Here is a 25,439-nt window from a genome sequence, read left to right as displayed (position 1 = left end):
GCGGGCGCACCCCCGTCCGAGCCGTCACCCGTGCGTGACCGTCACCGGGCCGAAGGCGATCCGGGTCGTCGCCGAGTCCTCGGCCCAGCACACCTCGACGGTGTCCCCGTCGACGTTCACCCCGCTCACCACCGCGTCGAGCGCGTCCGCGTCCGGCTCCGCGCTCAGCGAGGCGAGCGCCACCAGCACCGAGGTGCCCTCCGCGTCCGCGCCCAGCCGGGGCATCAGCGCCCAGCGCGTGTACGCCGTCCCCTGCGGGGCGCGTACCTCGTCCCGCGACTCCCAGCCGTGCAGACCGTGCAGCGCGGACGTCACCGATGACCCGGCGCCCGTCGCCCAGCCGGTCTGCTCCACGCGGGCGCCGGTCGGGGCACCGAGCACCCGGTGCACCCGGAGTTCGTACCGGCCGCGGACGACCGTCACGCTCTCCACCCGCAGCCCCGGCACCATCGGCGCCCCGTCCAGGAACACCGGACGGTGCCAGGACGCCGCCCAGCCCCAGCCGTCGCCCCCGCCCGCTCCCAGCGGGCGGATGACGCGGCGACCGCTGCGGGCTCCGGCGACGACCACGGCCAGGTGGTTGTCCGCCGTGTTCGCCCGTGCGGTGGGACCGGTGACGGTCGAGTACGCCTGGCGGCTGTACAGCGGATCGTCCGCCACCGCCGACTCGCCCTCGTGCGGCCGGACGTGGTCGCTTCCGTGGTTGTGCAGCCGTACGATGCCGTCCGCCTGTGTCGACTGGACGAGCAGCCCCGGCGCGGGGAGCGCGAGCACCCGGTCAGGTCCCTCGCTCGGCGCCGGTGCCTCGGTGGCCGTCCACAACGGGTGGTCCGCGGGGGCCAGGAGGGACACGAAGGCCTTGGACGCCCAGTAGGGGGAGGCAGGCGCCGAGTACGGCTGGAGCGTCGCCTCGTGCGGGCCGTGCCAGCCCAGGTTCAGCAGACCGTCCGTGCCGGTCGCGCCACGGTCCAGGAAGTAGCGCAGTGATCCGCTGATCACCCGGCGGGACGCGCCCGGTGTGAGGGGGGTGTCTCCGGTGAGTGCGCCCAGGCCCACCGCGGCACCGGCCGCGAACCGGTAGGTGAGCGACCGTCCGAAGTGGATCGGAGCACCGTCCCCGCCGAACAGCAGCGCGAAGCCCTCCAGGTGCTCGCGCAGCCGCGCCCCGTAGTGCGCGGACAGTTCGGCGTCGCCGGAGAGATGGGCGTCGAGGACGGGGTAGAGGTGCAGCGCCCAGCCGTTGTAGTGGTCGAAGGCACGTCCGTCGCCGTCGGCGTACCAGCCCTGACCGCGGTACCAGCCCTCCATCAGGTCCTGCGCCCGCTCGCGGGCCCGCGCCGTCTCCGCGTCACCGCGGCCCACCGACTCCAGGAAACCGGCCACCGAGTAGGGGAACAGGTACCAGTTGTTCGGTGCGGGGGTGTGGCGCAGGGCGCCGCGCAGCCACTGTTCGGCGCGGTCCTGCACGGCCGGGTCCAGGCGGTCCCAGAGCCACGGCCGGGTGAGCCGCAGCCCGATGGCGACCGAGGCCGACTCCACCATGGGCTGGCCGAAGACGGTGTGGTCGAGGATCAGCGGCCAGGACTCCGCGTCGTCCCGGCCCGGCGTACGGGTACCGGCCGCGAGCCCGTCCGCGTACCGTTCGAGCCAGCCGTGCGGGTCCTTGCCGTCCGCGCCCGCGACCCGGAACGCGGCGGCGAGGAAGGTGCGCGCGTAGCCCTCCAGACCGTCGGAACGGACCCCGGACGAGGAGGGGCGCCCCGGCAGGTCCAGGAGCGCGCTGCCGGGGGTGGCCCACTGCCAGGCGGCCTTGAGCAGCCCGTCGGCAGCCGCCTCCCAGTGCGCGCGGGTGTAGCCGGTGATGGGGCTGACGGTGCGGTCGTCGCCCGGAAGCTCCAGCGGGGAGTTGGGGTGCGGATCGGTCATGCGAGGTAGGCCAGCCTTTCGCGTCGTACGGGATGGGCGAAGCCGTCGCCCGCGGCCCAGCGTTCGGTCTCGCCCACCGCCAGGTCGACGAGCCGCTGCCACTCGTTGCCCTGGGACCCGGCCAGATGCGGGGTGATCAGGGCGTTCTCGCACTCCCACAGGGGGTGGCCGGCCGGCAGGGCGTCAGGGTCGGTGACGTCCAGGACCGCCCGGATGCGGTCCAGCGCGAGCACGTCGACGAGCGCTTCCTGGTCGACGACGGCGCCCCGCGAGGTGTTGAGGAGCACCGCGTCCGGGCGCATGGACATGAGCAGTTCGCGGCTGACGAGTCCGTGGGTGGCGGGCAGCAGCGGCGTGTGCACGCTCACCAGATCGCTCCGCGCGAAGAGTTCGCCGAGCCCGACGGGCCGGACGCCGAGCTCGGCCGCCTCCGCGTCGGAGACGTACGGATCGTGCAGCAGCACCCGCAGGTCGTAGGGGCGTAGCAGCTCGATGACCCGGCGTCCGATGAGCGAGGCGGACAGGACGCCCACGGTCCGGCCGTAGTTGCCCACGACCGGCGACGTGGTCAGCCAGTTGTCGCGCCGGCGCTCGGACCGGTAGTCGCGGGCCCGTTCCAGGACCCGCTTGCCGGAGAGCAGGATCATCGCGACGGTGTACTCCGCGACCGGGAGCGCGTTGGCGGCCGCGGCCGAGGACACCTCGATGCCGCGCTCCCAGCAGGCGTCGGTGATGTGCCCGCGGACACTTCCCGCGGTGTGCACGACCGCTCGCAGCCGGGGCGCGGCGGCGAGCACCGCCGCGTCCAGGGGCGGGCAGCCCCAGCCGGTGATGAGGAGCTCCGTGTCCGCGAGCACGTCGCGGGCCCGGTCGGTGGTGAAGTCGTCGAGCACGGGCAGGGGCGCGAGGTCGCACGCCTGCGCGAGCGCGGCCAGCGAGGGCGCGTTCAGCAGGGCGGCCGCGGTGCCCGGCTGCATGGCGACGGCGGCGCGCGGCCGTCGTCCCGCGACAGGTGTGAGGGGGGAGGTGCCGGTCATCTTGCTCCTGGTCGGGGGGCGGAAACGGGCTGCGAGGATTGCTATTTGACGGCGCCCGCGGTGAGCCCCGACTTCCAGAACCGCTGGAGCAGCGCGAAGGCGAGGATCAACGGCAGGACGGCGAGCAGCGAACCCATGATCACCACGGGGTAGTACTCGGGCGAGACGGTGGCGGCGCTGTTCCACGTGTACAGGCCGAGGCTGACGGGATAGAGGTCCTGATCCGAGAGCATCACCATCGGCAGGAAGAAGTTGTTCCAGATGGCGGTGAGCTGGAAGAGGAACACGGTGACCAGGCCGGGGCCGAGCATCCGCAGCGCGACGCGGAAGTACGTGGTCAGCTCGCCGGCCCCGTCCACGCGGGCCGCTTCGAGCACCTCGTTCGGCACGTAGCCCTGGCTGAAGATCCGGCCGAGATACACGCCGAACGGGTTGAAGAGCACCGGTATGAAGACCGACCAGAACGTGTTCACCAGCCCGGTGCCCGACGCCATCAGATAGAGCGGCAGCGCCAGCACGGTCTGCGGCACCATCACCGCGGCGAGCACCAGGCCGAACAGCTTCTCCTTGTGCGCGAAGCGGTACTTGTCGAAGGCGTAGCCGCAGGCGATGCTGATCAGCGCACCGAGCGCGGCACCGAGGACGGCGTACAGCAGGCTGTTGCCGTACCACCGCGTGTACAGCCCGCCGTCCATCGCGAAGAGGTCCCTGAGGTTCTGCGCGAACGAGAAGTGGTCGAGCGAGAGGACGTCGCTGCCGAACAGCGCGTCCCGGTCCTTGGACGCGGCGAGTACCAGCCACAGCACCGGCAGCAGCGTGTACAGCACGGAGATGCCGACGACCAGATTGACGACGGAGCGGCCCAGGAGCCGGGGCCGCAGGGCGGCGGCGGTGCGGGCGGGAGCGGTCGCGCTCATCGGGTGTCCTCCTCGGCGGCGCCGGAGCGGTTGGTCCAGCGGGTCACTCCGTAGGAGAGCGCGATCGTGCAGACCAGCAGGACGACCGAGGCGGCCGCGGCCAGGCCGTAGTTGTTGCGGGTGAACGCGGCGTCGTAGATGTACATGCTGGGCGAGAAGCGCGAGCTGATCATCGGGGTCGACTGGCTCAGCAGCATCGGCTCGGTGAACAGCTGGAGCGCGAAGATCAGGGTGAAGAGGGCGACCATCACGACCGACGAACGCACGAGCGGCGTCTTGATCTGGAGGGCGGTGCGGACGGGGCCCGCGCCGTCGACGACGGACGCCTCGATGATCTCGCGCGGCACGGCCTGCAGGGCGGCGTAGAAGACGACCATGTTGTAGCCGAGATTGCTCCACAGGGCGATGTTCACGATCGACGGCACCACCGTGTGCACACCGAGGAAGTCGATCGTGATGTCCGCCTTGCCGAGCAGGTCGATCACCGGGCTCAGCCCCGGTGTGTAGAGGTAGAGCCAGATGATGGCGGCGATGATCCCCGGCACGGCGTGCGGCAGGAAGAGCCCGAGCTGCGCCCAGGAGCGCAGCCGGATCACGCCGGAGTCCAGCAGCAGGGCCAGCGCGAGCGCGCCGATCACCATCAGCGGGATGTAGATCACGCAGTACAGGACGACGGTACCCAGCCCGCTCATGAACGTCGGGTCCGTCAGCACCGCGGCGTAGCTGCGCAGGCCGACGAAGACCGTGCGCTCCGGTCCGAAGCCGAGCCCCGGCTGGTCGTCGCTGAAGAAGCTGAGCCAGACGGCGGTCCCGACCGGGATCAGGAAGACCGTCACCATCAGGATGAAGAAGGGGGTCATCAGGGCGCCGGCCGCGCCGAGTTCACGGCGTCGGGCCGACTTCCGGGTGGTGCGCGGGGGCGTGCCGGACGCCGGTGCCGTCGTGGAAACGCCCGCGGGGGCGGAAGCCGCCGTGGTGACGGGGCTGGTCATCGGAAGTCACCTGCCTCTCTGCTGTGGGGAGGGGGGAGGGAGCACGGCTGCTGGGATGGGGGACGGTGCACGGCTCAGCTGCTGTGCTCGGTGGTGGACAGGCCCAGTGCCCTGAGGTCGGGCATGGTGCCACGCTGGGCCGCGCGCACGGACTCGAGCACCGAGCCCTGGCCGCCGGCCACCCGGGCGAAACCGTCCTGCATGACCTTCTGTGTGGCGCTCATCCGCGGCCCCCAGATCCAGCCGTCCCGGATCTTGTGCGCCTCCTGCTCGAAGAGGGTGTAGATGTCCTGGCCGCTGTAGTAGGCGCGGTCGAAGGCCTCGCGGCCGACGGAGACGAGGCCGGGTGCGGCCGGGTACTGGCTGCTGGCCCCGCTGGAGAGCCGGGCCCGCAGGGCGTCGGGGTGCGAGACCTGCCACGCGATGAACTCCAGCGCGGCCTCGGGGTGCTCACTGTCCTTCGTGACCGCGAAGGTCGAGCCGCCGTGGGTACCGACCGCCGCGTCCCCCGCGTTCCACTGGGGGAGTGGCGCAACGGCCCACTTGCCCTTCTGGCCGGGGCGGGCCTTCATCTGCGCCCCGGCGTCCCAGGCGCCGCTGAGCCGGACCAGGATCTTGTCGGAACTGAGCAGGGCGTCGTACTGCCTGCTGTCCACGGGGGTCATGGAGACCAGGTCCTGGTCGATCATCCGCTGCCAGTACGCCGCCACGCGGCGGCTCGGCTCGTCGGCCAGCGAGACGTTCCAGGCACCGCCGTCGGTGTCGAACCACTGGGCACCGGCCTGCCAGGCGAACGCGGCGAACTGCGACCCGCCGTCCGTGGCGAAGGCCGTCAGCCGCCGGCCGGGCGCCTTGCGGCGCACGGTGCGGGACGCCTCCTCGAACTCGTCCCAGGTACGCGGGACGTCGAGTCCGTACCGGTCGAAGAGGTCGGTGCGGTAATGCATCACCATCGGCTCGACGTCCAGCGGAAGGCTGAACACGCGCTTGTCGAAGGTGGTCAGGCCCAGTGCCTGCGGCAGCAGCTTGGACCGCAGTGAGTCGCTCACCAGGTCCGTGAGCTCCAGGGCGACGCCGTCGATGGCGAACCCGGGGAGCTGGGGGTACTCGATCGTTGCGACGTCCGGGGCGTTGCCGGCCCGGGAGGCGTTGCTGAGTTTCGCGTACCCACCCTGGGGTCCGGAGGGGATCTGCTGGAACTCCACCTGGATCGTGTCGTGGGTCCGGTTGAAAGCGTCCACGACTTCCTGGCTCCCGCGCAGGGCGGACCAGAAGGTGATGCGCGTGGCGCTGCGGCCGGCCTTGCTGGTGACGGTGCTGGTCCTGCTCGTGCTGTCCGGCCCCGATGTGCCACCGCTGCAAGCGCTGAGGGCACCCGCCAGCGGTAGTGCGGTCATCGTGGCGAGCACGGATCGACGGCTCTGTCGACCGGGCATGGGCGCCTCCCGCGGCTCCTGAATGAAGACACGGGGAATCCTGATCGGCTGATCGGTAGCGGTCAATAGATCGATCAGAAGAAAAATAAAGCGGTCAAACGATCAGTCCTGGAAGGAGGCGACCGCCTGCGCCGATCCGCGGACTTCCAGCGCCGGCAGCAGCTCCGTCCTGCGCGCCGGGCCGGCCGCTCCGGGAGCCGCCGACAGGCGGTGCAGCAGCAGTTCGGCGGCGGCCCGGCCGACGTCCGTCTTGGGTGGGGCCACGGCGGTCAGCGGGGTGCTGCCCAGCGCCGCCACCACATCGTCGTACGCCACCACCGAACAGTCCCGCGGTACCTGCACCCCGCTCTCCGCCAGCCGCTGCACCAGCATCAGGGCGTCCACATCGCCGTGCAGCACCGCGGCGGTCGCGCCACGCTCCCGCAGCAGCGCCGCGAGATCGAGCGGCACCCCCTCGCCCCTGGGCGCCCCGGCGCTCGCGTGCCCCGACTCGGAGGTGCCGGGGACCGCGGCCGGTGAACTCAGCACCACCGTCCAGTCCTCCACCTCGGGCCGGGCCGCCGCGACGGACGCGAAGGCGGCCCGTACGGCACGTGCCGTCGGGCTGTCGTCACGGGCGGCCAGCACGATCCGGCGGTGGCCGAGCGACACCAGGTGCTCCACCGCGAGATGGATCCCGTACCAGTGATCGGAGCAGACGGAGTCCAGGGCGTGCAAGGGGCCGCCCGGCCGGGGCCGGCGCTCCATCAGCACGGTCGGCACGCCCACGTCCGCCAGCCAGCCGTAGTCCTCCTCGATGAGCGCGCTGCGCCACCGGGGGGCGATCAGCAGCCCGCGCGCCCCTTCCGCCAGGGCCCGCTCCACCAGCGGCCGTTCGGCATCGGCCGACTGCGGCGCGAGGTACAGGGCGATACGGATCCCGGCCTCCTCCAGCACGGTCCGGGCGCCGTGCAGCGTCTCGTAGAGGTACGAATGCCGCTCCGGAACGACCAGGGCGACCGCACCCCCCTCGCCGCCGGGGTCGCTGCCCCGAGGTGCGGGTACCGCCATCGGCCCGGCGGGATCGCGCAGCGGGCGGGCCACGCCGTGCCCGCGCCGCAGGCGCCCGGCACGGGCCAGTTCCTCCACGTCCCGCCGGACCGTGACCACGGAGACGTCCAGTTCGGCGGCCAGCGCGCTGACCTTGACCGCGCCACGCGACTCCACCACCGCCTGAATGCGCTGACGCCTGAGTTCAACCGGCTCCCGCATGCTGCTGGCCCCCCGTGCGTTGTGCGTTTGAACGCTTTGTGTGAACGCCTGGGGCGCAGCATAGCCATGCGGCCCCCCGGACCCATGCATGCGCCGGATTCCACGGGGACTACCATCTGTCCCTGGCATGGACACCCTCACACTGTGGCAACTGGCGGCGCTGGCCGCGGCATCCGCCCTCGTCGGCTTCTCCAAGACGGCCGTCAGCGGCGCCAACACGATCAGTCTCGCGGTCTTCGCGGCGGTACTGCCCGCACGCGAGTCCACCGGAGTGCTGCTTCCGATCCTCATCGCCGGCGACCTGCTCGCCGTGCTCACCTACCGGCGTCACGCGCACTGGCCGACGCTGCTCCGGCTCTTCCCCGCCGTCGCCGTCGGAGTGGTGGCGGGCACCCTGTTCATGATGTGGGCGGGCGACGCCGCCGTGCGGACCTCGATCGGCGCGATCCTGGTCTTCATGGCGGGAGTCACCCTCTGGCGGCGCCGGACCACGGCCCCGGGCGCGGAGCCTGCGGCCGGCGCGGGTCCGCCCACCGCGGGCGAGCGCCTCAAGGCCCGCTCGTACGGGGTACTCGGCGGGTTCACCACCATGGTCGCCAACGCGGGCGGCCCCGTCATGTCGCTCTATCTGCTCTCCGCGGGATTCCGTAAACTCGGCTTCCTCGGCACGTCGGCGTGGTTCTTCCTCATCGTCAACACGTCCAAGGTGCCGTTCAGCGTGGGCCTCGGACTGATCAACGCGCGCTCACTGCTGCTGGACGCGTGCATGCTCCTGTTCGTCCTCCCGGGCGCCTGGGTCGGCCGGAAGTGCGTGGACCGGATCAACCAGCAGCTCTTCGAACGTCTGGTCATCGGCGCCACCGTGCTGGGTGGCCTGCAACTGCTCCTGAACCCGTAGCGGCCCTCCCGGATCGCGATGATCCGGAAGGGCCGGCAGGTGTGCGGGACGGAGGCCCGTCAGACGATGTCCTCCTCGATCTCCGCCTGCTCGCGCGCGTTTCCGTACGCCGACGGCGTGCCGTACGAGCCACGGGCGACGAACCACCACACGGTGGCCAGGACCAGCACGGCCACCAGGGCGACCGACGCGTAGTTCATCGAGTCGATCGTCACCGGGGACGACTGCGGCAGCAGGAACAGCACGGTGACGACGGCGACCCAGACCACGGCGATCCAGCCGACCGGCTTCGACCAGCGGCCCAGGTGCCACGGCCCGCGCTCGAAGCGGTCACCGGCGCGCAGCTTCAGGAAGATCGGGATCGCGTACGCGGGCGTGATGCCGATGACGTTGATGGCCGTCACGGCGCCGTAGGCGGTCGCCGAGTACAGCGACGGAAGGGCGAGCACTCCTGCGACGACGACCGACAGCCACACCGCGTTGACCGGCGTCTGCGTGCGCGCGCTCACCTTGCGCCACAGTGAGGACCCGGGCAGCGCGTTGTCCCGGCTGAAGGCGAACACCATCCGGCTGGCGGCCGCGACCTCGGCGTTGCCGCAGAACAGCTGCGCGGCGATCACGATCAGCAGCATCGCCGTGGCGCCCGAGGTCCCCAGCGCGTCGATCAGGATCTGGGCCGGCGGTACCCCGGTGGCGCTGTCCTGGGTGCCCGCGTAGTCCTGGATCGCGAACGTCAGCCCGGCGAGCAGCACGAAACCGGCCAGCCACGAGACCCAGATCGAACGGACGATGCCGCGGGGCGCCGAGACCGAGGCGTCCGAGGTCTCCTCCGACAGGTGGGCGGAGGCGTCGTAGCCGCAGAAGGTGTACTGGGCCAGCAGCAGACCGATGGCCGCCACATAGAGCGGGTTCTCCCAGCCGGTGTCATTGACGAACTCGGTGAAGACGAACGACGGCGACTGGTGGTGCGAGGGAACGATCGCGAGCACGGACACGATCACCGCGACACCGATCAGATGCCACCACACGCTGATCGAGTTGAGGACGCTCACCAGCCGGACACCGAAGAGGTTCAGCACGGCGTGCAGCAGCAGGATGCAGAGGAAGATGACCATCGTCTTGCCCGGGGTGGGAGTGAAGCCCCACTGCAGGTTCATCAGCGCACCGGTGAACAGCGCGGCACCGTAGTCGATGCCCGCGATCGCGCCGAGCAGCCCGAGCAGATTCAGCCAGCCGGTGTACCAGCCCCACTTGCGGCCGCCGAGCCTGTCCGCCATGTAGTACAGCGCCCCGGACGTCGGGTAGGCGCTGGTGACCTCGGCGAGCGCCATACCGACGCAGATGACGAAGAGGCCGACCCCGGCCCAGCCCCAGAGCATCACCGCGGGCCCGCCCGTGGACATGCCGAAGCCGTACAGGGTCATGCAGCCGGACAGGATCGAGATGACGGAGAAGCTGATGGCGAAGTTGCCGAAGCCTCCCATGCGGCGGGCCAGCACCGGCTGGTAGCCGAGCTCGCGCAACCGCTGCTCCTCGTCCTTGGGCGGGGCGGCCTCGGCGCCCTTCCGGTTCGAGGTGGATAGGGACATGGGGGAGACCTCCGGGAGCGGAAATGACGGGAAGGGGGACAAGGGCATGGGGGGTGGAGCGGGGTCACGCTCAGCCGTGCGGCCCCCGGCCGGGATCGCGGGCCGCGGCGAGGGCGCGGCTGCGCGCCCGCAGGAAGACTTCCTCGGCGCCGCCGGGATCCTTGGGCGCGCGGGTGCGGTACGCCCAGGGAAGCGAGGTGAAGTACGGGCCGAGCTCCTGGAACACGGGGGCTGCGTCGGCGAACTGGAGCGCCCCCCACAGCGCGTGGGCCAGATGGTTGAGATCGAGCAGGGTGTGGGCCGCCCGCGGCGTGCGGTGGAACCAGATCTCCAGGGCGCGCAAGGCTTCGCGCTCCGCGTCCTCGGTGACCCAGTGCAGGTCGAGCGCCTTCTCGTGGCCGCGTTCACGGCGGTAGCGCTCCACCCTCACGTACAGCGGAAGCACATGGAGCGCCGACCCGTCGGGCGCCGAAGACGCCGCCCACTGAACGAAGTTGACCGCCTCGGAGAGGGAGCCACCGGCCCTGCGGGCATAGACGAACTGGAGCATGCGGTGGTAGGCCTCGCGGTTGTACGGATCGCGCTTGTCGGCCTCCGCCAGGAGCCCCCACGGCCCGGGGAAGAGCATGGGCCCCGGTGGATGCAGCCGGTGTTCCTCCAGCCGCTGGCGTTCGTCCAGTTGGGAGAGGGCCAGCAGGCACACCCAGGGCACGGGGTCCGCGGGCGAGGCGTGGGCGGCCGAGCGGCACGCCTCCCAGGCCTCCTGCCAGAACTCCTGCCCGCCGGGATGGTCCGAGCGACGGGCGCGGACCGCCCGTTCCACGGCGACCCGGGCGTGCATCACGGCGGCAGCGACGCTGCGCGGTTCCTCGGCCAGCCAGGCCTGGACCGCGTCCGATCCCGCGGCTACCGCCCCGAGTACCTGGGTCCGCTGGGTCCACAGGGTCCAGTCAGGGGTGTTCTCCAGCAGAGTGCGCATGGAGAGCCAGCGTCCGGTGCGTAAGTCCTGTAACGCGGAACGCAGTTCGTTGTCGTGGCCGGCCGGGTGGTAGACCGGCCGGAAGTCACTGTTGGCCATGTATGTGCTCGGCACATGGTGTCGGTCTCATCGGTCCTCGGGACGTGGGGGGTGAAGCAGCAGTTGAAAAGTGAACTGCTGTAAAGCTTCCGGTTGTTGCCCGGCGGTGAGTGTAGAGCCCCGCGTGCCGAACTCCCGAACGAATCGTGGATCTTCTTCAAGTCGCGTCTGCAAACAGGAGGTTGTGCTTCGTAGGACAACCAGGGCGCACGCTTTGCGGGTGCTTGACGTAACTGCCGGGCTGCACCACCCTGGGGTTTCCCGACCGAAGATCACGAATCCGTTCAAGCCGCAGTGCTTGCGTACCGCTGGAGACCCGATGGCAGGCCCGGTACTCGCCGTGGACCAGGGCACCTCCGGGACGAAGGCGCTGGTGATCTGTCCCGAGCGGGGTGTGATCGGTTCCGGTTCCGCTCCGGTGCGCCCGCGGTACGGGCCCGGGGGAGTGGTCGAGGCCGACCCCGCGGAGCTCCTCGGATCGGTTCTCGACGCCGGGGCGCAGGCCTTGGCCGAGGCGGCCGAACCGGTCGTGGCCGTCGGCCTCGCCAACCAGGGGGAGACGGTCCTGGCCTGGGACCCGGACACCGGGAATCCGCTCACTGACGCGATCGTCTGGCAGGACCGGCGGGCCGAGCGGATCTGCGGCGAACTGGCCGTGCACGAAGACGAGTTGAAACACCTCACCGGACTTCCTTTGGACCCGTACTTCGCCGCACCCAAGATGGCGTGGATCCGCCGGGAGCTGACCCTGGACGGTGTCGTCACCACCAGTGACTCCTGGCTGGTCCACCGGCTCACCGGTGCGTTCGTCACGGATGCGGCCACCGCCGGCCGTACCCAGCTGCTCGACCTCGACGAGGTCGCCTGGTCACCCGCCGCCCTGGACGTCTTCGGTCTGGGCGGCGAACGCCTGCCGTCCGTGGTCGACGCCGCCGGATCGTTCGGTACGACGACCGCGTTCGGCGGCGAGGTACCGCTCACCGGGCTCCTCGTCGACCAGCAGGCGGCCCTGCTCGCACAGGGCGCCCTGGAGCCGGGGTCCGCCAAGTGCACCTACGGCACCGGCGCGTTCCTCCTCGCCCAGACCGGTCCCGCACCGCGCCGAGGCTCCACCGGGCTGGTCAGCTGCGTGGCCTGGCGGCTCGGCGGACGGACCAGCTACTGCCTGGACGGACAGGTCTACACGGCCGCGTCCGCGGTCCGCTGGCTCACCGACCTCAACGTGATCTCCGGCGCTGCCGATCTCGACCCCGTCGGCGGCAGCGTCCCCGACTCCGGCGGCGTCACCTTCGTCCCGGCACTCGCCGGACTCGCCGCCCCCTGGTGGCGCGGCGACCTGCGCGGCTCGGTGACCGGCCTGGGCCTGGACACCACCGCCGGCCACCTCGTGCGGGCGTTGTGCGAGGGGATCGCCGCACAGGTCGTCGAGCTCGCCGACGCGGTGGCGGCCGACCTGGGATCCCCGCTGTCCTCACTCCGCGTCGACGGCGGGCTGACCCGCTCCGCCCTCCTCATGCAGACCCAGGCCGATCTGCTGCAACGGCCCGTCGAGGTGTCCGCCCTGCCCGATGTCACCGCACTGGGCGCCGGGGCCGTGGCCCGGCTCGGACTCGACCCCGGTCTCTCCCTCGCCGAGGCCGTGCCCGCCTGGAGGCCGGCCGCTGTGTACGAACCACGGATCGGCCCCGAGGAGGCCGCCGAGCGCCTCGCCGGATTCCGTGCGGCCGTCGACACCCTCCTGGAACGGTCATGAGCACTGCCGGGGCGGCCGGATGACGCGCACCGTCACCACCGGCGGGGCGCTGCCCGCCCTGCCGGACGGAGACCCGTACGACGTCACCGTCATCGGAGCGGGCGTGGTCGGCACCGCCATCGCCCGCGAACTGGCCCGCTACCCCTTGAGAACCGCGCTCGTCGAAGCCTCGGACGACATAGGCGACGGCACGTCCAAGGCCAACACCGCGATCCTGCACACCGGTTTCGACGCCGTACCCGGCTCGCTGGAGGCCCGCCTCGTACGCGAAGGACAGCAGAGGCTGTCCGCGTACGCCGCGGAAACGGGCATCCCCGTCGAACGCGTCGGCGCACTCCTCGTGGCCTGGGACGCGGAACAACTCGCGGCGCTGCCCGCCCTGCTGGCCAAGGCGGAAGCCAATGGCTACCGCGCGGCCCGACTGCTGGACGCCGAGGAGGTCGCCGAGCGCGAACCCCACCTGGGACCGGGAGCACTCGGCGGGCTGGAGGTCCCCGACGAATCCGTCATCTGCCCCTGGACCACCCCCCTCGCCTTCGCCACCCAGGCCGTCCGCGCGGGCGTCCATCTGCACCTGAACTGCCCCGTCCGCCACATCGAGACCGGGGATGCGGTCCACACCCTGACGACCGGCCGCGGACCGCTGCGCACCCGCTTCCTGATCAACGCCGCCGGACTGCACGCCGACGAGATCGACCGCATGCTCGGCCACGACGTCTTCACCGTCACCCCGCGCCGGGGCCAGCTGATCGTGTTCGACAAGCTCGCCCGCGATCTCGTCCGCCACATCCTGCTGCCCGTTCCCACCGCCGCGGGCAAGGGCGTCCTGGTCGCCCCGACGGTCTTCGGCAACGTCCTCCTCGGCCCCACCGCCGAGGAACTCGACGACCGGAGCGCCACCGAATCGACGCAGGAGGGAATCGACCTGCTGAGGGAGAAGGGCCGCAGAATCCTGCCCCGGCTCCTCGACGAGGAGGTGACCGCCGTCTACGCGGGACTGCGGGCCGCAACCGGCCAGGAGGACTACCGGATCCAGGAGTACCCCGGCCTGCGCTACATCGTCGTCGGCGGCATCCGCTCCACCGGGCTGACCGCGTCCATGGCCATCGCGGACCACGTCACGGCCCTGCTCGCCGGGACCGGGCTCGACCCGGGCCTCCCCGCCGAACCGGAACCCCTCACCATGCCGGGCCTCGGCGAGGCGGGCCAACGCCCCTACCTGAGCGCGGAACTCATCGCCCGGGACCCGGCGTACGGCACCGTGGTCTGCCACTGCGAACGCGTCACCGCAGGAGAGATCCGCGACGCGCTGGCCTCCACCCTCCCGCCGCGATCCGTAGCGGGTCTGGCCCGCAGGACCAGGGCCGGCAACGGGCGCTGCCAGGGCTTCCACTGCGGGGCCGGGCTCCGCACCCTGATCGAGGGGGCCCGGCCATGACCCGACGCGAGCGGACCGTCGACGTACTGGTCGTCGGAGCGGGACCCGCCGGACTGGGCGCCGCCGCCGAACTCGCCGCTTCCGGCATACGGCAGGTCGAGGTCCTGGAACGCGAGCAGACCGCGGGCGGCATCCCACGCCACTGTCACCACGGAGGATTCGGCAGCAGCCGCGCGGGCGGCGGGACGAGCGGCCCCGAGTACGCCCGCCGGTGCACGGACGCGGCCACCCGGGCAGGCGCCACCCTGCGTACCGGCATCACCGTCACCGGCTGGGCCGCACCCCTCACCCTCGACACCACCGGCCCGGCCGGGCTCGAACGGATCACCGCACACGCCGTCGTCCTCGCCACCGGAGCCCGCGAACGCCCGCGCAGCGCCCGCCTCGTCCCCGGCACCCGCCCCGCGGGCGTCTACACCACCGGAGAGCTCCAGCAGGCCGTCCACCTCCATCACCAGCACATCGGCACCCGGGCGGTGGTCATCGGCGACGAACCGGTCAGTATCGCCGCGTCCGGCACCCTGCGCGCCGCCGGAGTCGAGGTCGTCGCCCGGGTCACCGACCGGTCACCGGCCCTCCCCGCAGCCCTGGGACCGCGCCACGCCGGCCCACTGCTCACCCGCACCACCGTCACGGGTCTGAACGGCCGCCCCCGGCTCACCGGGGTCTCGGTCCGCCATCAGGACGGCCGGACGGCGATCCTGCCGTGCGACACCGTGGTGTTCACCGGCGACTGGATCCCCGACCACGAACTCGCGCGGCGCGGCGGCGTAGCCCTGGACCCCGGCACCCGTGGTCCCGCGCACGACGCCGTCTACCGCACCCACGCGCCCGGAGTCTTCGCCGTCGGCAACCTGCTCCACGCGGTGGAGAGCGCAGGCACGGCGGCGGCGGAAGGCCGGGCCCTCGCCGCCCCCGTACGACGCCACCTGACCGCCGGCACATGGCCGGGCGGCCGGCCCGCACTCACGGTCGCCGACCCGCTGGAGTGGATCGCGCCCAATCTGCTCGGCCCCGAAGGGGACCGGCCGCTGAACAACCGCTTCATCCTGCGCACCGTCCGGCCGCTGACGGCCCCGCTGCTCGTGGCCCGTCAGGACGGGCGGGAGCTGTACCGCCGGCGCCTGCTGCGCCCCGCCCGGCCCGGCCGCCCCTTCCACCTGTCCGCGGACTGGCTCGACCGGGTCGATCCGAGCGGGGGCCCGGTGTGCGTCTCGGCCGGCTGACCGGCCAGTCGGGGGGCCGGTCGGCCTCTCAGGGGATCAGCAGCCAGTCCGAGCCGATCGCAGCCACCAGGCCGACCCCCAGCAGCCAGCTGCCGAGCCGGGTCCTGCCGTTCCTGCTGAGCTCGATCACGATTCCGCAAAGGATCAGCGCGAGCCCGTACACCCCGACCACCAGGACCGAGGACCGGCTCGCGATCCGCAGTCCGAGGACGACCGCCATCGCCGCCATCCCGACCGAGGAGAGGACGATACGCAGCCGTCTTGCCTGCCGCGGCGTCAGGCGCCGCTCCTCGGCGTCCGCGGTGTCATCGGGGGCGGATATCGGTGCGGTTGTCGACGCGTCCACGGTCTCGTCCTGGTCCTGGTCAGAAGTGCTCATGACGCCGGATGGTAATGGTTTCGCACGGCACTGTTCACCGCTCTCGGTCAAGGGGAGGGAAAGTAAAGGGAGTTCGGCGGCAAGTGACGCCTCCGGCCCCCGTGCTTCAGCCGCCCGCCCGGAGGCGCGGCGCCTCCGCGGCGGCGTCGACGGCGGGGGCGCCCGGCTCCTCCACCCGCGCCGCCAGGTCCCCGGCCCAGTCGGTCAGAGCCCCGACGCCGATGCCGTACGCCGTGACGGCAGACGCGTCGGTCGCGGCGACGGCCTGCGCCGACCCGCCGGACGCCGCGAACTCCGTCAGCGCCGCCGCGCCACGTCGCAGCAGCCGCGCCCCGCCCGTCGCGTTCCCCCGGGCCGCATGGGTCAGGCCGACGGCCAGTTGGGCCAGTCCGCGCCACAACTCCCGCTCCGCGTCGGGGCCCGCCTTCCACGCGTCCTCGAAGACCTCGTGAGCGTGGAACGGCATTCCCGCGTCCAGCAGCCGCTGTGCCTCCCGCACCGTCTCCTCGGGGGCGCGGACCACCCCCTCGGGCTGCCGCTCGACCCCGGGTGTGCCGTACGGCAAGGGGCGCCCCAGCCCGTCCCGGGGGCGCGCATTGTGCGCCCGGCCTTCTGTGTCCCGGTCCCTGCGAGTCTCGTCCACCCCTCGATTGTGCCTCGCACCTGCGACGAACTGCTCGAACCCCTGTCGGTGGGACCCCGCGCACGACTAGTCTCGACTGTCACCTAAACGACTTTGGGGGAGGGTAGGCATGAAGCCGTCCCGGCCGCTGTACGAGCGAGAACCGGAACTCGCCGCTGCCGCACACGCCGTTGACGCACTGTGCGGCGCACAGGCAACCGGCGGGTTGCTGGTGTTCAGCGGCGAAGCAGGCATCGGCAAGACCGCGCTGCTGGCCGAGATCCAGGCCATGGCGGCCGACCGGTGCACCATCTGGTCCGCCCGCGGCGGCGAGACGGTCACCTCGGTGCCGTTCCACGTCGTACGCCAACTGCTCCAGCCCGCACTGGACCAGCTCCCCGCCGACGACGTGAGGGCCCTGTTCGGCGCCTGGTACGAGATCGCGGCACCTGCCCTCGGCCTTGCCGAGCCGACCGGCCCGCAGCCCGACCCGCAGGGTGTGCGCGACGGCCTCGACTGGGTCGTCTCCCGGCTCGCCACCCGGCACAGCCACCGCCCGCTGCTGCTCATCATCGACGACGCGCACTGGGCGGACGGCGAATCCCTCGCCTGGCTCGCCTCGTTCACCGCCCGGCTCGGCGAACTGAGGGTCCTGGTCGTCCAGGCACACCGCCCCGAGGAACTCGCGGCCCGCGAGGCCCAGCGCACCACGGCGGGCAGCCATCCGGCGCAGGTCCGGGTCGCCCTGCGCGCGCTCACCCCCGACGCCACCGCGGAACTGGTCCGGGCCACCCTCGGGGAGCACGCCGACGACCCGTTCTGCCGCGAGGCGTGGGCCGTGACCGGCGGCAACCCCTACGAGGCGGTCGAGCTCGTCGCCAAGGTCCAGGACCGCGAACTGGCCCCGCTGGAGGAGTCCGCCGGGCTGTTGCGCGAACTCGGCGCCTCCGCCCGGGGCAGCGGCCTCGTCGCCCGGCTCGAACGGCTCGGCACCAACGCCAACCGGTTCGCCTGGGCCGCGGCCGTCCTCGGCACGGACATCTCCCAGGACCTCGCCGCCACCCTGGCCGGCATGAGCCCCGCCGAGGCGGCGGACTGCACCGCCCGGCTGCGCGAGGCGCGCATCGTCAGCGGCTTCGACCCGCTGGAGTTCGTACACCCCCTGATCGCCACCGCCGTCTACCGCTCCATTCCGCCGGCCACCCGGACCGCGATGCACGGCAGGGCCGCATGGGCCATCACCCGGGCCGGGCTCGGCCCGGCCGCCGCCTCCCGCCACCTGCTCGAAGTCCACCCCGACGACGACCAGGAGCTGGTCGAGCAGCTACGGGCGGCTGCCAACCAACACCTCGCGGTCGGCGCACCCGAGGCCGCCCGGCGATGCCTGGAGCGGGCCCTCCAGGAGCCCCCGCGCCACGATGTGCGCGCCACCCTGCTCTACGAACTGGGCTGCGCCACGCTGCTCAGCTCGCCGCCCACGACCGTGCAGCACCTGCGGGCCGCCCTCGACATGCCGGGCCTCGCCGACGAACTGCGGGTCGACGCCACATTCCGGCTCGCCGCCGCGCTGTCGCACAACAACCAGCTGAAGGAGGCGGCGCTCGCTCTCGCGGCCGAGGCCGAGCGGACGGCGCCCGGCCCGGGCCTGATGCGTCTGCAGGCCGCCCACTTCCTGTGGGAGGGCATGCAGGCCACCGAGCAGGACGGCCCCGGCCGCTCCCGTCGGCTGGCCGCCAACGCCGACCACCTCACGGGCCGGGACAACGCCGAGCGGGCGCTGCTCACGCTGCGGGCCTTCGACGCGATGCTGCGCGGTGAGAACTCCGAGCTGATCGTGGACCTCTGCGAACGGGCCCTGGTCAACGGCCACCCCGCCCGCGGCCTCGGCTGGACCGACACCGAATGGGGCTTCGAACTCCCGACCCTGCTCGGCATCACCTACGCCTTCACCGACCGCCTCGACCGGGCCGAGGAGCTCTTCGGCGAGGCCGTGCGCGCCTTCGAGATCTCCGGCTGGAGCGGCGCCCACCTGGCCTTCGCCCACACCCTGCTGGGGCTCGTCCACCGCCGTCGCGGACGGCTGGCCGAAGCGGAGGGCTTCCTGCGCGAGGGGCTCCGCCTCGCCGACCGTGTGGGCAGCGGACTGCCCGTCCACTGGGACGCCGCCTGTCTGCTCATCGACACGCTGCTGGCCCGGGGCCGTGTTGCCGAGGCCCGCAAGGTCGCCGATCAGTACGACTTCGGTCTGCCCTATCCCAGTGCCATGGTGCTGCCCGACGCGCCGTGCGTGCGCGGCCGCCTGTTGCTCGCCGAAGGACGCACGAAGGAGGCCGTCACGGAGCTGGAGGCGGCCGGCCAGTCCCTCGAACCGCGTGGCAGGTTCAACGGCATCTGGGGCCCCTGGGCCGGAGACCTGGCCCGCGCCCTGGCCGACGACGACCCGGGCCGCGCCGCCCAGCTCGCCAACTCCGCCCGCGTGCACGCCGAGCGCTTCGGTACGAACACGGCGATCGGTGAGGCGCTGCGCTGTGTCGCCCTCTTCGCCCGCCCGGAGGAGGCCGCTCACCTCCTGGGCGAAGCGGTCCGCCACCTGGAGGCGTCCCCGTCCGGCTACGAGCTCGCGCTCGCCCTGTTCGACCACGGCGTCGCCATCAGGGCACCACGCGAGCTCGCCCGGGCCCACAAGCTGGCCACGGCCTGCGGCGCCGAGGGACTGGCGACCCGCGCCCAGCAGGCACGGGCGTCGATCCGGTCCACGGAGTGAGGTAATGTTTGTCCTGCGCAGCCGCCCGGCAAGTCCGGGGGACTGGTCAGCGGGACGTGGCGCAGCTTGGTAGCGCACTTGACTGGGGGTCAAGGGGTCGCAGGTTCAAATCCTGTCGTCCCGACTCGAGAGAGTCGTAGATCAAGGGCCGTTTCAGAGCAATCTGAAACGGCCCTTGATCGTTTTGTGGAGTGCGAGCGGCACGAGCTCGGGGCGCGCGCGGTGGACCGGGATGCCTGGCATCGGCTCTGTCCGGTGGGCTACGTTGGGACGATGACTACCGGGACGGCATTGCGCCACTCACTGATTGGCTACCCGGCGCTCCTCTGAGCGCCGTCCGGGTCGGTACCGGCCTGCTGCCGGACCGAGGATCAGCCGCTGCCGCACGGGCTCCGCCTCCTGTCGTGTTGGTCAGAACCCGACACGTGAACCACGACAGGAGACCCATGCTCAGCACGATGTTGCACATTCCCACCACGGACGGCCAGGCCGACGCTTTCGCCGCTTTTCCCGACCGCGGCAAGCGGTACCCAGGCGTGCTGATGTACCCGGACGGCTTCGGGATCCGGCCCGTGCTGCGGGAGATGGCCCGCGAGCTGGCCGGGCACGGGTACTACGTGCTCGTCCCCAACATCTTCTACCGCACCGGCACGGCACCGGTGATCGCACTACCCGAGCACATCGGAGACGAGGTCCGCACGACGGTCTTCGAGCAGCTGATGCCGTTGATCGAGGCGCACAGCGCCGAACGCGCGCTGAGGGACGCCGACGCCTACCTGCGGTTCCTCACGGACCAGCCAGAGGTCTGCGCCGGACCGGTCGCGGTGACCGGCTACTGCATCGGCGGCCTCCTTGCGGTGCGCACCGCCGTGGCCCACCCCGGCGAGGTGGCCGCCGTAGCCGGATTCCACGGCCCCGTGGGCGCCGACGGGCCCGACAGTCTGCGCCGTCTCACCGGAGAGGTCTATTTCGCTCATGCCGAGGCCGACCTGACCCCCGAGGCCCTCGCCGAACTCAACCAGAAGGTCGAAGCCTCGGGCGTCACGTACACCTCCGAGGTCTATCCCGGCACCGTCCACGGCTTCACCATGTCCGACACCGATGCCTTCGACTCAGCCGCCCTGCAACGCCATTGGGACGGTCTGCTGCCCCTTCTCGACCGCACCCTGGCCGACAACTGAGGCTCCGGCCGTGGAATCCGTGTCCGGAGACCACGGCCTCGGAGTCGGCCCGTACCGGAACGTCCCGCCGCGTCAGGGGCGGTGGCGCAGGCGAAGTGGTGCATAGACCGCCAGGGCCACGAGGAACGCCACACCGTAGGCGAGGTCCGCCCCGTGCAGCGCCTCCGCGACCGGACCCACGTACAGGCTGGTGCTCATGAAAGGCACCGCCGCCGCGAAGCCGAGGGTGAAGGCGGTCAGCGCCGGCCACCACGGCTGCGGGCGGGAGGTCTCGGTCGCCAGGTCGATGGGGGAACCGCCGCGGGCCTTGGCCCGGACGATCCAGTCGACGGCCACGATCGCGACGAACGCGGGGATCCAGTAGCCCACGAGAAGCAGGACGTTCTGGAAGCGTGCCGTGGTGTCGGCCGCATGCATCCACAGCACGAGCGGGAATCCGAGTGCGGCGGCGAGTGCCGCGGCCACGGGACGCGGCAGGCGGACCCCCATCGTCTGCAACGCCAGCGATCCGCTGTAGTCGTTCATGGCGTTGCTGCACAGTGCGGCCAGCGCCACGGCGAGCAGTCCGAACGCTCCGAGGGCGCCCCCGCCGAGCAGTGTGTCGATGCCGCGGGCGGTCTGGTCGGTGAACACGGACGCGCCCCACAGGCCGAGGGCCTGGACTGCCACGAAGGAGGAGCTGATCCCGAGGAGCGTGCACCAGAACATGTGCGGCCGGGACGCCGTGCGCGGCAGATAGCGGCTGAAGTCGCTGGCGTACGGCGCCCAGGACAGCGCCAGGCTCAGGGCGATCGTGCAGGTCAGGACGAAGGCGCCCGCCCGGTCGGCGCCGTGCGCCGTGCCGGTGGCGGCGGGGTGCACACCGTTCAGGAGCTTCGTGGAGAGCGCGGCGAACGCGGCGGCGAGAGCGAAGGTCATCATGGTTTGGAGCCGGTGGATCACCTCGTACCCCAGGACGCCGAGCGCACCCTGGGCAGCCATCATGACCAGCACACCCAGCCAGAACGGCCAGCCGCACAGCTGGGCCAGCGCGTCACCGCCGAACAAGCCGATCAGTGCGTCCCAGGCGATGGACGACAGCCATTGCAGTGCGCCGGGCAGCACGACACCCCTGCCGAACGCCAGCCGGGCGAGAGGTAGTTGGCCGGCGCCGGTCTGGCTGCCCCAGGTGCCCAGATACGCGGTGGGCACGGCACCGAGGAGCGTGCCGAGCGCGACGGCGGTGAGCGCCGTGGCGAAGTCCAGGCCCAGCGCGATGCCGACGGTGCCGGTGAAGACGCCGGTCATCGTCAGGTTGGGGGCGAACCAGACCGTGAACAGCCTTCCGGGCCTGCCGTAGCGGCGGCCCTCGGGCACGGGGGCTATCCCGTGCGCTTCGATGCGCAGATCGCCGGCGGCAGTGGGCATGCGCCCGTGGAACGCGGGCTGCGGGGCCGCGGCTGCGTGTTCGTCCTGGGCATGCGGCAATGACATGAAGACATCCCTCCGCCAGTGCTAACTGGTTCAGGTTCGACGGGTGTGTTCTCAGCCCCTGTGCGGGGCACCCCGTGTCCGGTGCGGCGGCCAGAATAGCCGGACGTGCGCGGGTCGCGGTGCGGCGGGTCGGACAGCGAACGCGCAGCGGAAGCCGCCGTGCCCGATCGTGCTGTCACGGGTGTTGGAGGTCTGCGCGGCGATTAGCCTGCGGTGGGGCGGCGCCGGCTTCGGGTCGGAGCCGGGCTCGACGGCTGCGGGACGTACAGCGGGCCCCGGCCGGATCACGTACCAGCACGTCCGGGCAGCCGTTCCGCGCGCAGGGTCGTGCCCGTCCCGACCGCAGGAGCGCCGGGGCGGGCACGGCGGTCCCCGCTCAGCCGAAGAGCTTGGCGACGTATGCCGAGAGATTGGCCTTCGTGCGGTCGATCTGCTCCTCCACGGTCAGCGACTCCTTGAAGCGGGCGCCCGAGGCCACGGCCTTCTTCCCCCGTACATAGAGCGAGCACGCCAGGTCGGTGCACATGTACAGACCCACCGAATTGCCCTCGCGCCCGGCCGGGCCCGCCTTGCGGGCGGTCTGCAGGGAGACTCCGCTGCCCGGGTGCGTGGTCAGACACAGTGAGCACATGCTGCGGTGGAGGAAACCGCGCTGCTGGGAGGGGAAGCGCAGCGAGATTCCGGTCGGCCGGCCCTCGTGCTCGGTGACGATGTAGCTGCGCCCCGGGGCAGAGAGATCACGCCACCCCAGGAAGTCGAGATCGTCCCACGGCAGCTCGTCGAGATCGCGGGGCAGCGGCAGACGCCCGGCTTCTCCCTTGGAGCAGTTGACGAACGATGTGCGGATGTCCTGTTCGGTCACGGCCTTCATACGGACGACGCTAACTCTGCCTATGAGCCCTAGGCAAATGATTAATTGATTTAGGGCTATGCCTGTGTGCTCTCGGTCACGATGTCCAGCCGGTGCACGGGAGGGTGCGTGATCCCGAGATCGGGGCGCCAGGCGGCGAGGATCTGCGCCGTGGGGTGGAAGAGCGGCGCCGGCAGGTCCTCGGGCCGGATCCACTGCCAGGTGCTGATGAGATGGGGTTCCGTCACCTGCACGGTGGCGTCCCGGGAGGTCAACAGCGCGGCCATGGTCACCCGGTTGATCCCCTGCACCGCGTCGTGCAGCATCGCGAACACGCGTACCTCGTGCTCGGCGGCCTCCAGCCCCGTCTCTTCCCGGAGCTCACGTACTGCCGCCGCCGCGATGGACTCGTGCGTCGGATCGACCTTGCCGCCGGGGAGCTCCCAGGTGCCGCTGTGATGCCGCCCGAGGAGGATCCGTCCCTGCCCGTCCCGCACGATCACGCCGACACCCAGAGCCGCTTGGGCCAGGGGCGGGCGGGAGTTGCGGGCGGGGATCTGCGAAGTCGCTTCGCTGTCCATGGTGTTCCTCGTGGGATTCGGTGACCGGTACGGGGCACCGAGCCTACGTGCGGGGCCGGTGTCCGGCGGGCGGTCACACGGCCAGTCGCAGCGAGGTGGCCGAGATGCCGAGCCGCACGGTCTGCCCCCACGTCAGCTCCAGCGCGTCCGCCTCCATGCCATCGCCGAAGACCACCAGCCGGTCGGACTCCACGGTCAGCCGCAGCCCCTGCCCGCGGCCCAGTTCGCCCGAGACGAGCGAGGTGCCCGTGGCCGGTGACGGCCAGGCCTCCCGGACGAACCAGAGCAGCCGGGGGTCGGACGGACCGGGCAGGGGCAGGGCGCTGCGGCGTTCCTGCCACAGGGAGCGCAGCCACCCGGTGGCGCCGGTGCCGGTGCCGACCAGCACGCCGGACGAGGCCTGCGGTTCGGTGGACGAGGCATGCGGCCCGGCGGGGGAGTCCGCCGGCCCTACGCCGAGGCGGTAGCGCGCGGTCTGGTGCCCGGACGGGCCGAGGTAGATCTCGTTGAGCGCCACGAGCCGCTGCGTGTCGTCGGCCACCGCCTCGACCATGGTCAGCTCGTCCGCGGGGGCGCCCGGGGCCACGGCGGCCCGTAGCAGCGCTGCCGCGTCGGCCGGGCGGTGGCGCACCAGAACGCCGGGATTGCGGCCGGGGTCGGTGTCGATGCCCACGACCGGCTGCCCGGAGAGGTACTTGGCGGCGTTGGCGACCAGACCGTCCTGGCCGACGACGACCACCACGTCCTCGGGTGCGAACAGGAACCGGTCCAGGTCCGCCCGCTCCACCCGGGAGTGGCGCCACTGGAGCGGAACGGCAGCCGCCACGTCGGCCAGGGCCTGCCGGGTCCGTTCGTGCCGCCGGGCCACGTCGTCGATGGACCGGCCCCGGCTGGAGAGGAAGAACGCGGCCTGACCGTGCGTCCCGTGCCGGGCCAGCAACTCCTCGTACTCGGTGGTGCGGTGGACCAGGACCGCCCTCGGGGCCAGACTCACGCCCGGGTCTCCGGTGAGGTCCGGCCGAGCTTGGTGAGCAGGCCCGTGAGGACGTCGGGGGAGAGGGTGAGGCTGTCGATGCGCGGCAGGTTCTCGGCGAGCCGGGTCGCTGCCAGTGCGTGCAGGGTCGCGGCCTCCACCTCGCCGTGCACCCGCAGCCAGGCCGCCTGTGACTCGGCACGGGCCGCGCCGACCTCACGGGCCGCTTCGGCCTCGGCGCGGGCGAGACGCACCTTGCGCGCCGCCTCCGCCTCGGCGCGCACGCCGTCGGCCGCCGCGTGCTCCTCGGCCTCACGGCGGGTGTTGGTGCCGCGTTGCTCGACCAGCTGCTCCTCGCGTCGGGCGAGCTCGATCTGGCTGGCCAGTTCGTTCTCCGCGATCGTCCGCTCGCGCTCGACGGCCACGGCCCGGCGTTCGTAGGTGGCCCGGTCGGCCTCCTGCTGGATCTGCTCGCGGGCGGGCGTGCGCAGCGCGCGTTCCACTTCGGCCTCGGGGCGGATGGCGACGACGCGCACCGCCACCACGTCGATGCCGGTGGCGGGCAGCCGGGGCTCGTCGGCCAGGCCGGCCGCCACCCGTTCGCGTACCGCGGCGACACCGTCCACCAGCGCGGCGGCCAGCGGGGTGCGGGCCAGGACGTCCAGGGTGTGCTGCTGAGCCGTCTCGGTGAGCAGCGTGGCGATCTGCTCCAGCGGGGCGCCGCGCCAGGCGCCGGTGTCGGGATCGACGGAGAAGTCGAGGCGTGCGGCAGCCTCGGCCGGATCGCTGATCCGGTACGTGACCGTGGCCTGCACGGTCACGTCCTGGAAGTCGGCCGTGCGGGCGTGGAAGGCCATGGCCAGTTCGCGGTCGTTGACCGGCACCTCGGAGAGCGCGGCGCTCAGCGACCGGTACCAGAAGCTCAGTCCCGCCCCGTCGTGGGCGAGCCGGCCGCGCTTGTGGTGGCGGATGTGGGCGGTGGGAGCTGAGCGCAGATGGCGCCAGCCGAAACGCCGGGTGATGTCGGCCATGATGGACCCCCTCGTTCTCGTCATGGAGACGATAACGATCCCAC

The 25,439-nt window shown here is 72.0% G+C and carries 21 protein-coding genes, 1 tRNA gene and 1 riboswitch; of the genes, 7 read left to right on the top strand and 15 right to left on the bottom strand.

All coding sequences use genetic code 11. The annotated features are described in order from the left end of the window. Window positions 1-24 precede the first annotated feature (24 nt). From OG538_RS02760 to OG538_RS02735, 6 genes are all read right to left on the bottom strand, one after another. Window positions 25-1,926 carry a DUF2264 domain-containing protein gene (locus tag OG538_RS02760; RefSeq protein ID WP_406089765.1) on the bottom strand — a complete coding sequence of 634 codons (1,902 nt, stop codon included), beginning with the start codon at window positions 1,924-1,926 and terminating at the stop codon, window positions 25-27. Further along, window positions 1,923-2,963 carry a hydroxyacid dehydrogenase gene (locus OG538_RS02755; RefSeq protein WP_406089763.1) on the bottom strand — a complete coding sequence of 347 codons (1,041 nt, stop codon included), beginning with the start codon at window positions 2,961-2,963 and terminating at the stop codon, window positions 1,923-1,925. Before OG538_RS02755 ends, OG538_RS02760 begins: the two co-directional genes overlap by 4 nt. Window positions 2,964-3,004: 41 nt before the next feature. After that, entirely contained in the window at window positions 3,005-3,880 is an 876-nt protein-coding gene (locus OG538_RS02750; RefSeq protein ID WP_406089761.1) for a carbohydrate ABC transporter permease, read from the bottom strand. Then, window positions 3,877-4,872: a carbohydrate ABC transporter permease gene (locus OG538_RS02745; protein WP_406089759.1), complete on the bottom strand. Its 996-nt coding sequence runs from the start codon at window positions 4,870-4,872 to the stop codon at window positions 3,877-3,879. The genes OG538_RS02750 and OG538_RS02745 overlap by 4 nt, the downstream gene beginning before the upstream one ends. Window positions 4,873-4,946: 74 nt before the next feature. Continuing rightward, window positions 4,947-6,308: an ABC transporter substrate-binding protein gene (locus OG538_RS02740; protein ID WP_406089757.1), complete on the bottom strand. Its 1,362-nt coding sequence runs from the start codon at window positions 6,306-6,308 to the stop codon at window positions 4,947-4,949. A 102-nt stretch (window positions 6,309-6,410) separates the two neighbouring features. Beyond that, window positions 6,411-7,559, bottom strand: a complete 1,149-nt coding sequence (locus tag OG538_RS02735; protein ID WP_406089755.1) for a substrate-binding domain-containing protein — start codon at window positions 7,557-7,559, stop codon at window positions 6,411-6,413. A gap of 127 nt (window positions 7,560-7,686) precedes the next feature. Here OG538_RS02735 and OG538_RS02730 point away from each other — a divergent pair, with 127 nt between their 5' ends. Beyond that, window positions 7,687-8,457, top strand: coding sequence for a sulfite exporter TauE/SafE family protein (locus OG538_RS02730; protein ID WP_406089753.1), 771 nt, complete (start codon window positions 7,687-7,689; stop codon window positions 8,455-8,457). 59 nt (window positions 8,458-8,516) lie between these two features. Here the strand turns inward: OG538_RS02730 and OG538_RS02725 are convergent, their stop codons facing one another. Both OG538_RS02725 and OG538_RS02720 read right to left on the bottom strand, forming a co-directional pair. Continuing rightward, entirely contained in the window at window positions 8,517-10,046 is a 1,530-nt protein-coding gene (locus OG538_RS02725) for an amino acid permease (RefSeq protein ID WP_406089751.1), read from the bottom strand. A 70-nt stretch (window positions 10,047-10,116) separates the two neighbouring features. Next, on the bottom strand, window positions 10,117-11,124 hold the full coding sequence (locus OG538_RS02720; protein WP_406099961.1) for a hypothetical protein: 1,008 nt from the start codon (window positions 11,122-11,124) through the stop codon (window positions 10,117-10,119). 319 nt (window positions 11,125-11,443) lie between these two features. Between OG538_RS02720 and OG538_RS02715 the strand changes: the two genes are divergently transcribed. The 3 genes from OG538_RS02715 to OG538_RS02705 are packed head-to-tail and all read left to right on the top strand — an operon-like array spanning window position 11,444 to window position 15,541. Beyond that, window positions 11,444-12,877 (top strand): FGGY family carbohydrate kinase, encoded by a 1,434-nt coding sequence (locus OG538_RS02715; protein WP_406089749.1) that lies wholly within the window; start codon window positions 11,444-11,446, stop codon window positions 12,875-12,877. Between the two features lie 19 nt (window positions 12,878-12,896). Continuing rightward, the gene (locus OG538_RS02710) at window positions 12,897-14,315 is read left to right on the top strand and encodes an NAD(P)/FAD-dependent oxidoreductase (protein ID WP_406089747.1); all 1,419 of its coding nucleotides are present in this window, start codon (window positions 12,897-12,899) and stop codon (window positions 14,313-14,315) included. After that, entirely contained in the window at window positions 14,312-15,541 is a 1,230-nt protein-coding gene (locus tag OG538_RS02705) for an FAD-dependent oxidoreductase (protein WP_406089746.1), read from the top strand. Before OG538_RS02710 ends, OG538_RS02705 begins: the two co-directional genes overlap by 4 nt. A 28-nt stretch (window positions 15,542-15,569) precedes the next feature. On the opposite strand, the gene OG538_RS02700 is transcribed toward OG538_RS02705, so the two are convergent. Both OG538_RS02700 and OG538_RS02695 read right to left on the bottom strand, forming a co-directional pair. Further along, a complete protein-coding gene (locus tag OG538_RS02700) occupies window positions 15,570-15,920 on the bottom strand; it encodes a hypothetical protein (RefSeq protein ID WP_406089744.1) in 351 nt (116 codons plus the stop codon). A 106-nt stretch (window positions 15,921-16,026) separates the two neighbouring features. Further along, window positions 16,027-16,563, bottom strand: coding sequence for a DUF309 domain-containing protein (locus tag OG538_RS02695; RefSeq protein WP_406089742.1), 537 nt, complete (start codon window positions 16,561-16,563; stop codon window positions 16,027-16,029). A 109-nt stretch (window positions 16,564-16,672) separates the two neighbouring features. Between OG538_RS02695 and OG538_RS02690 the strand changes: the two genes are divergently transcribed. From OG538_RS02690 to OG538_RS02680, 3 genes are all read left to right on the top strand, one after another. Continuing rightward, complete coding sequence (locus OG538_RS02690) at window positions 16,673-19,306, top strand: ATP-binding protein (protein WP_406089740.1); 2,634 nt, start codon at window positions 16,673-16,675, stop codon at window positions 19,304-19,306. Window positions 19,307-19,356: 50 nt separating this feature from the next. Continuing rightward, window positions 19,357-19,430: transfer RNA gene (locus tag OG538_RS02685), tRNA-Pro, on the top strand. Between the two features lie 322 nt (window positions 19,431-19,752). Beyond that, complete coding sequence (locus OG538_RS02680) at window positions 19,753-20,487, top strand: dienelactone hydrolase family protein (RefSeq protein WP_406089738.1); 735 nt, start codon at window positions 19,753-19,755, stop codon at window positions 20,485-20,487. 72 nt (window positions 20,488-20,559) lie between these two features. Here OG538_RS02680 and OG538_RS02675 read toward each other — a convergent pair whose 3' ends face one another. From OG538_RS02675 to OG538_RS02655, 5 genes are all read right to left on the bottom strand, one after another. Then, a complete protein-coding gene (locus OG538_RS02675) occupies window positions 20,560-21,960 on the bottom strand; it encodes a purine-cytosine permease family protein (protein WP_406089736.1) in 1,401 nt (466 codons plus the stop codon). Beyond that, window positions 21,951-22,045, bottom strand: a riboswitch (TPP riboswitch). It overlaps the preceding gene by 10 nt. A 291-nt stretch (window positions 22,046-22,336) precedes the next feature. After that, a complete protein-coding gene (locus OG538_RS02670) occupies window positions 22,337-22,831 on the bottom strand; it encodes an FBP domain-containing protein (protein ID WP_406089734.1) in 495 nt (164 codons plus the stop codon). Between the two features lie 56 nt (window positions 22,832-22,887). Then, complete coding sequence (locus OG538_RS02665) at window positions 22,888-23,391, bottom strand: NUDIX hydrolase (protein WP_406089732.1); 504 nt, start codon at window positions 23,389-23,391, stop codon at window positions 22,888-22,890. 73 nt (window positions 23,392-23,464) lie between these two features. Further along, window positions 23,465-24,385: a hypothetical protein gene (locus OG538_RS02660; RefSeq protein WP_406089730.1), complete on the bottom strand. Its 921-nt coding sequence runs from the start codon at window positions 24,383-24,385 to the stop codon at window positions 23,465-23,467. Beyond that, window positions 24,382-25,395 carry an SPFH domain-containing protein gene (locus tag OG538_RS02655; RefSeq protein ID WP_406089728.1) on the bottom strand — a complete coding sequence of 338 codons (1,014 nt, stop codon included), beginning with the start codon at window positions 25,393-25,395 and terminating at the stop codon, window positions 24,382-24,384. The genes OG538_RS02660 and OG538_RS02655 overlap by 4 nt, the downstream gene beginning before the upstream one ends. Window positions 25,396-25,439: the final 44 nt, after the last annotated feature.

Origin of the sequence: Streptomyces sp. NBC_01013, from assembly GCF_045162765.1 — a bacterium.
Taxonomy (GTDB): domain Bacteria; phylum Actinomycetota; class Actinomycetes; order Streptomycetales; family Streptomycetaceae; genus Streptomyces.
Note: the sequence above shows the minus strand (reverse complement) of the source record. Positions and strands in the feature narration are given on the sequence as shown.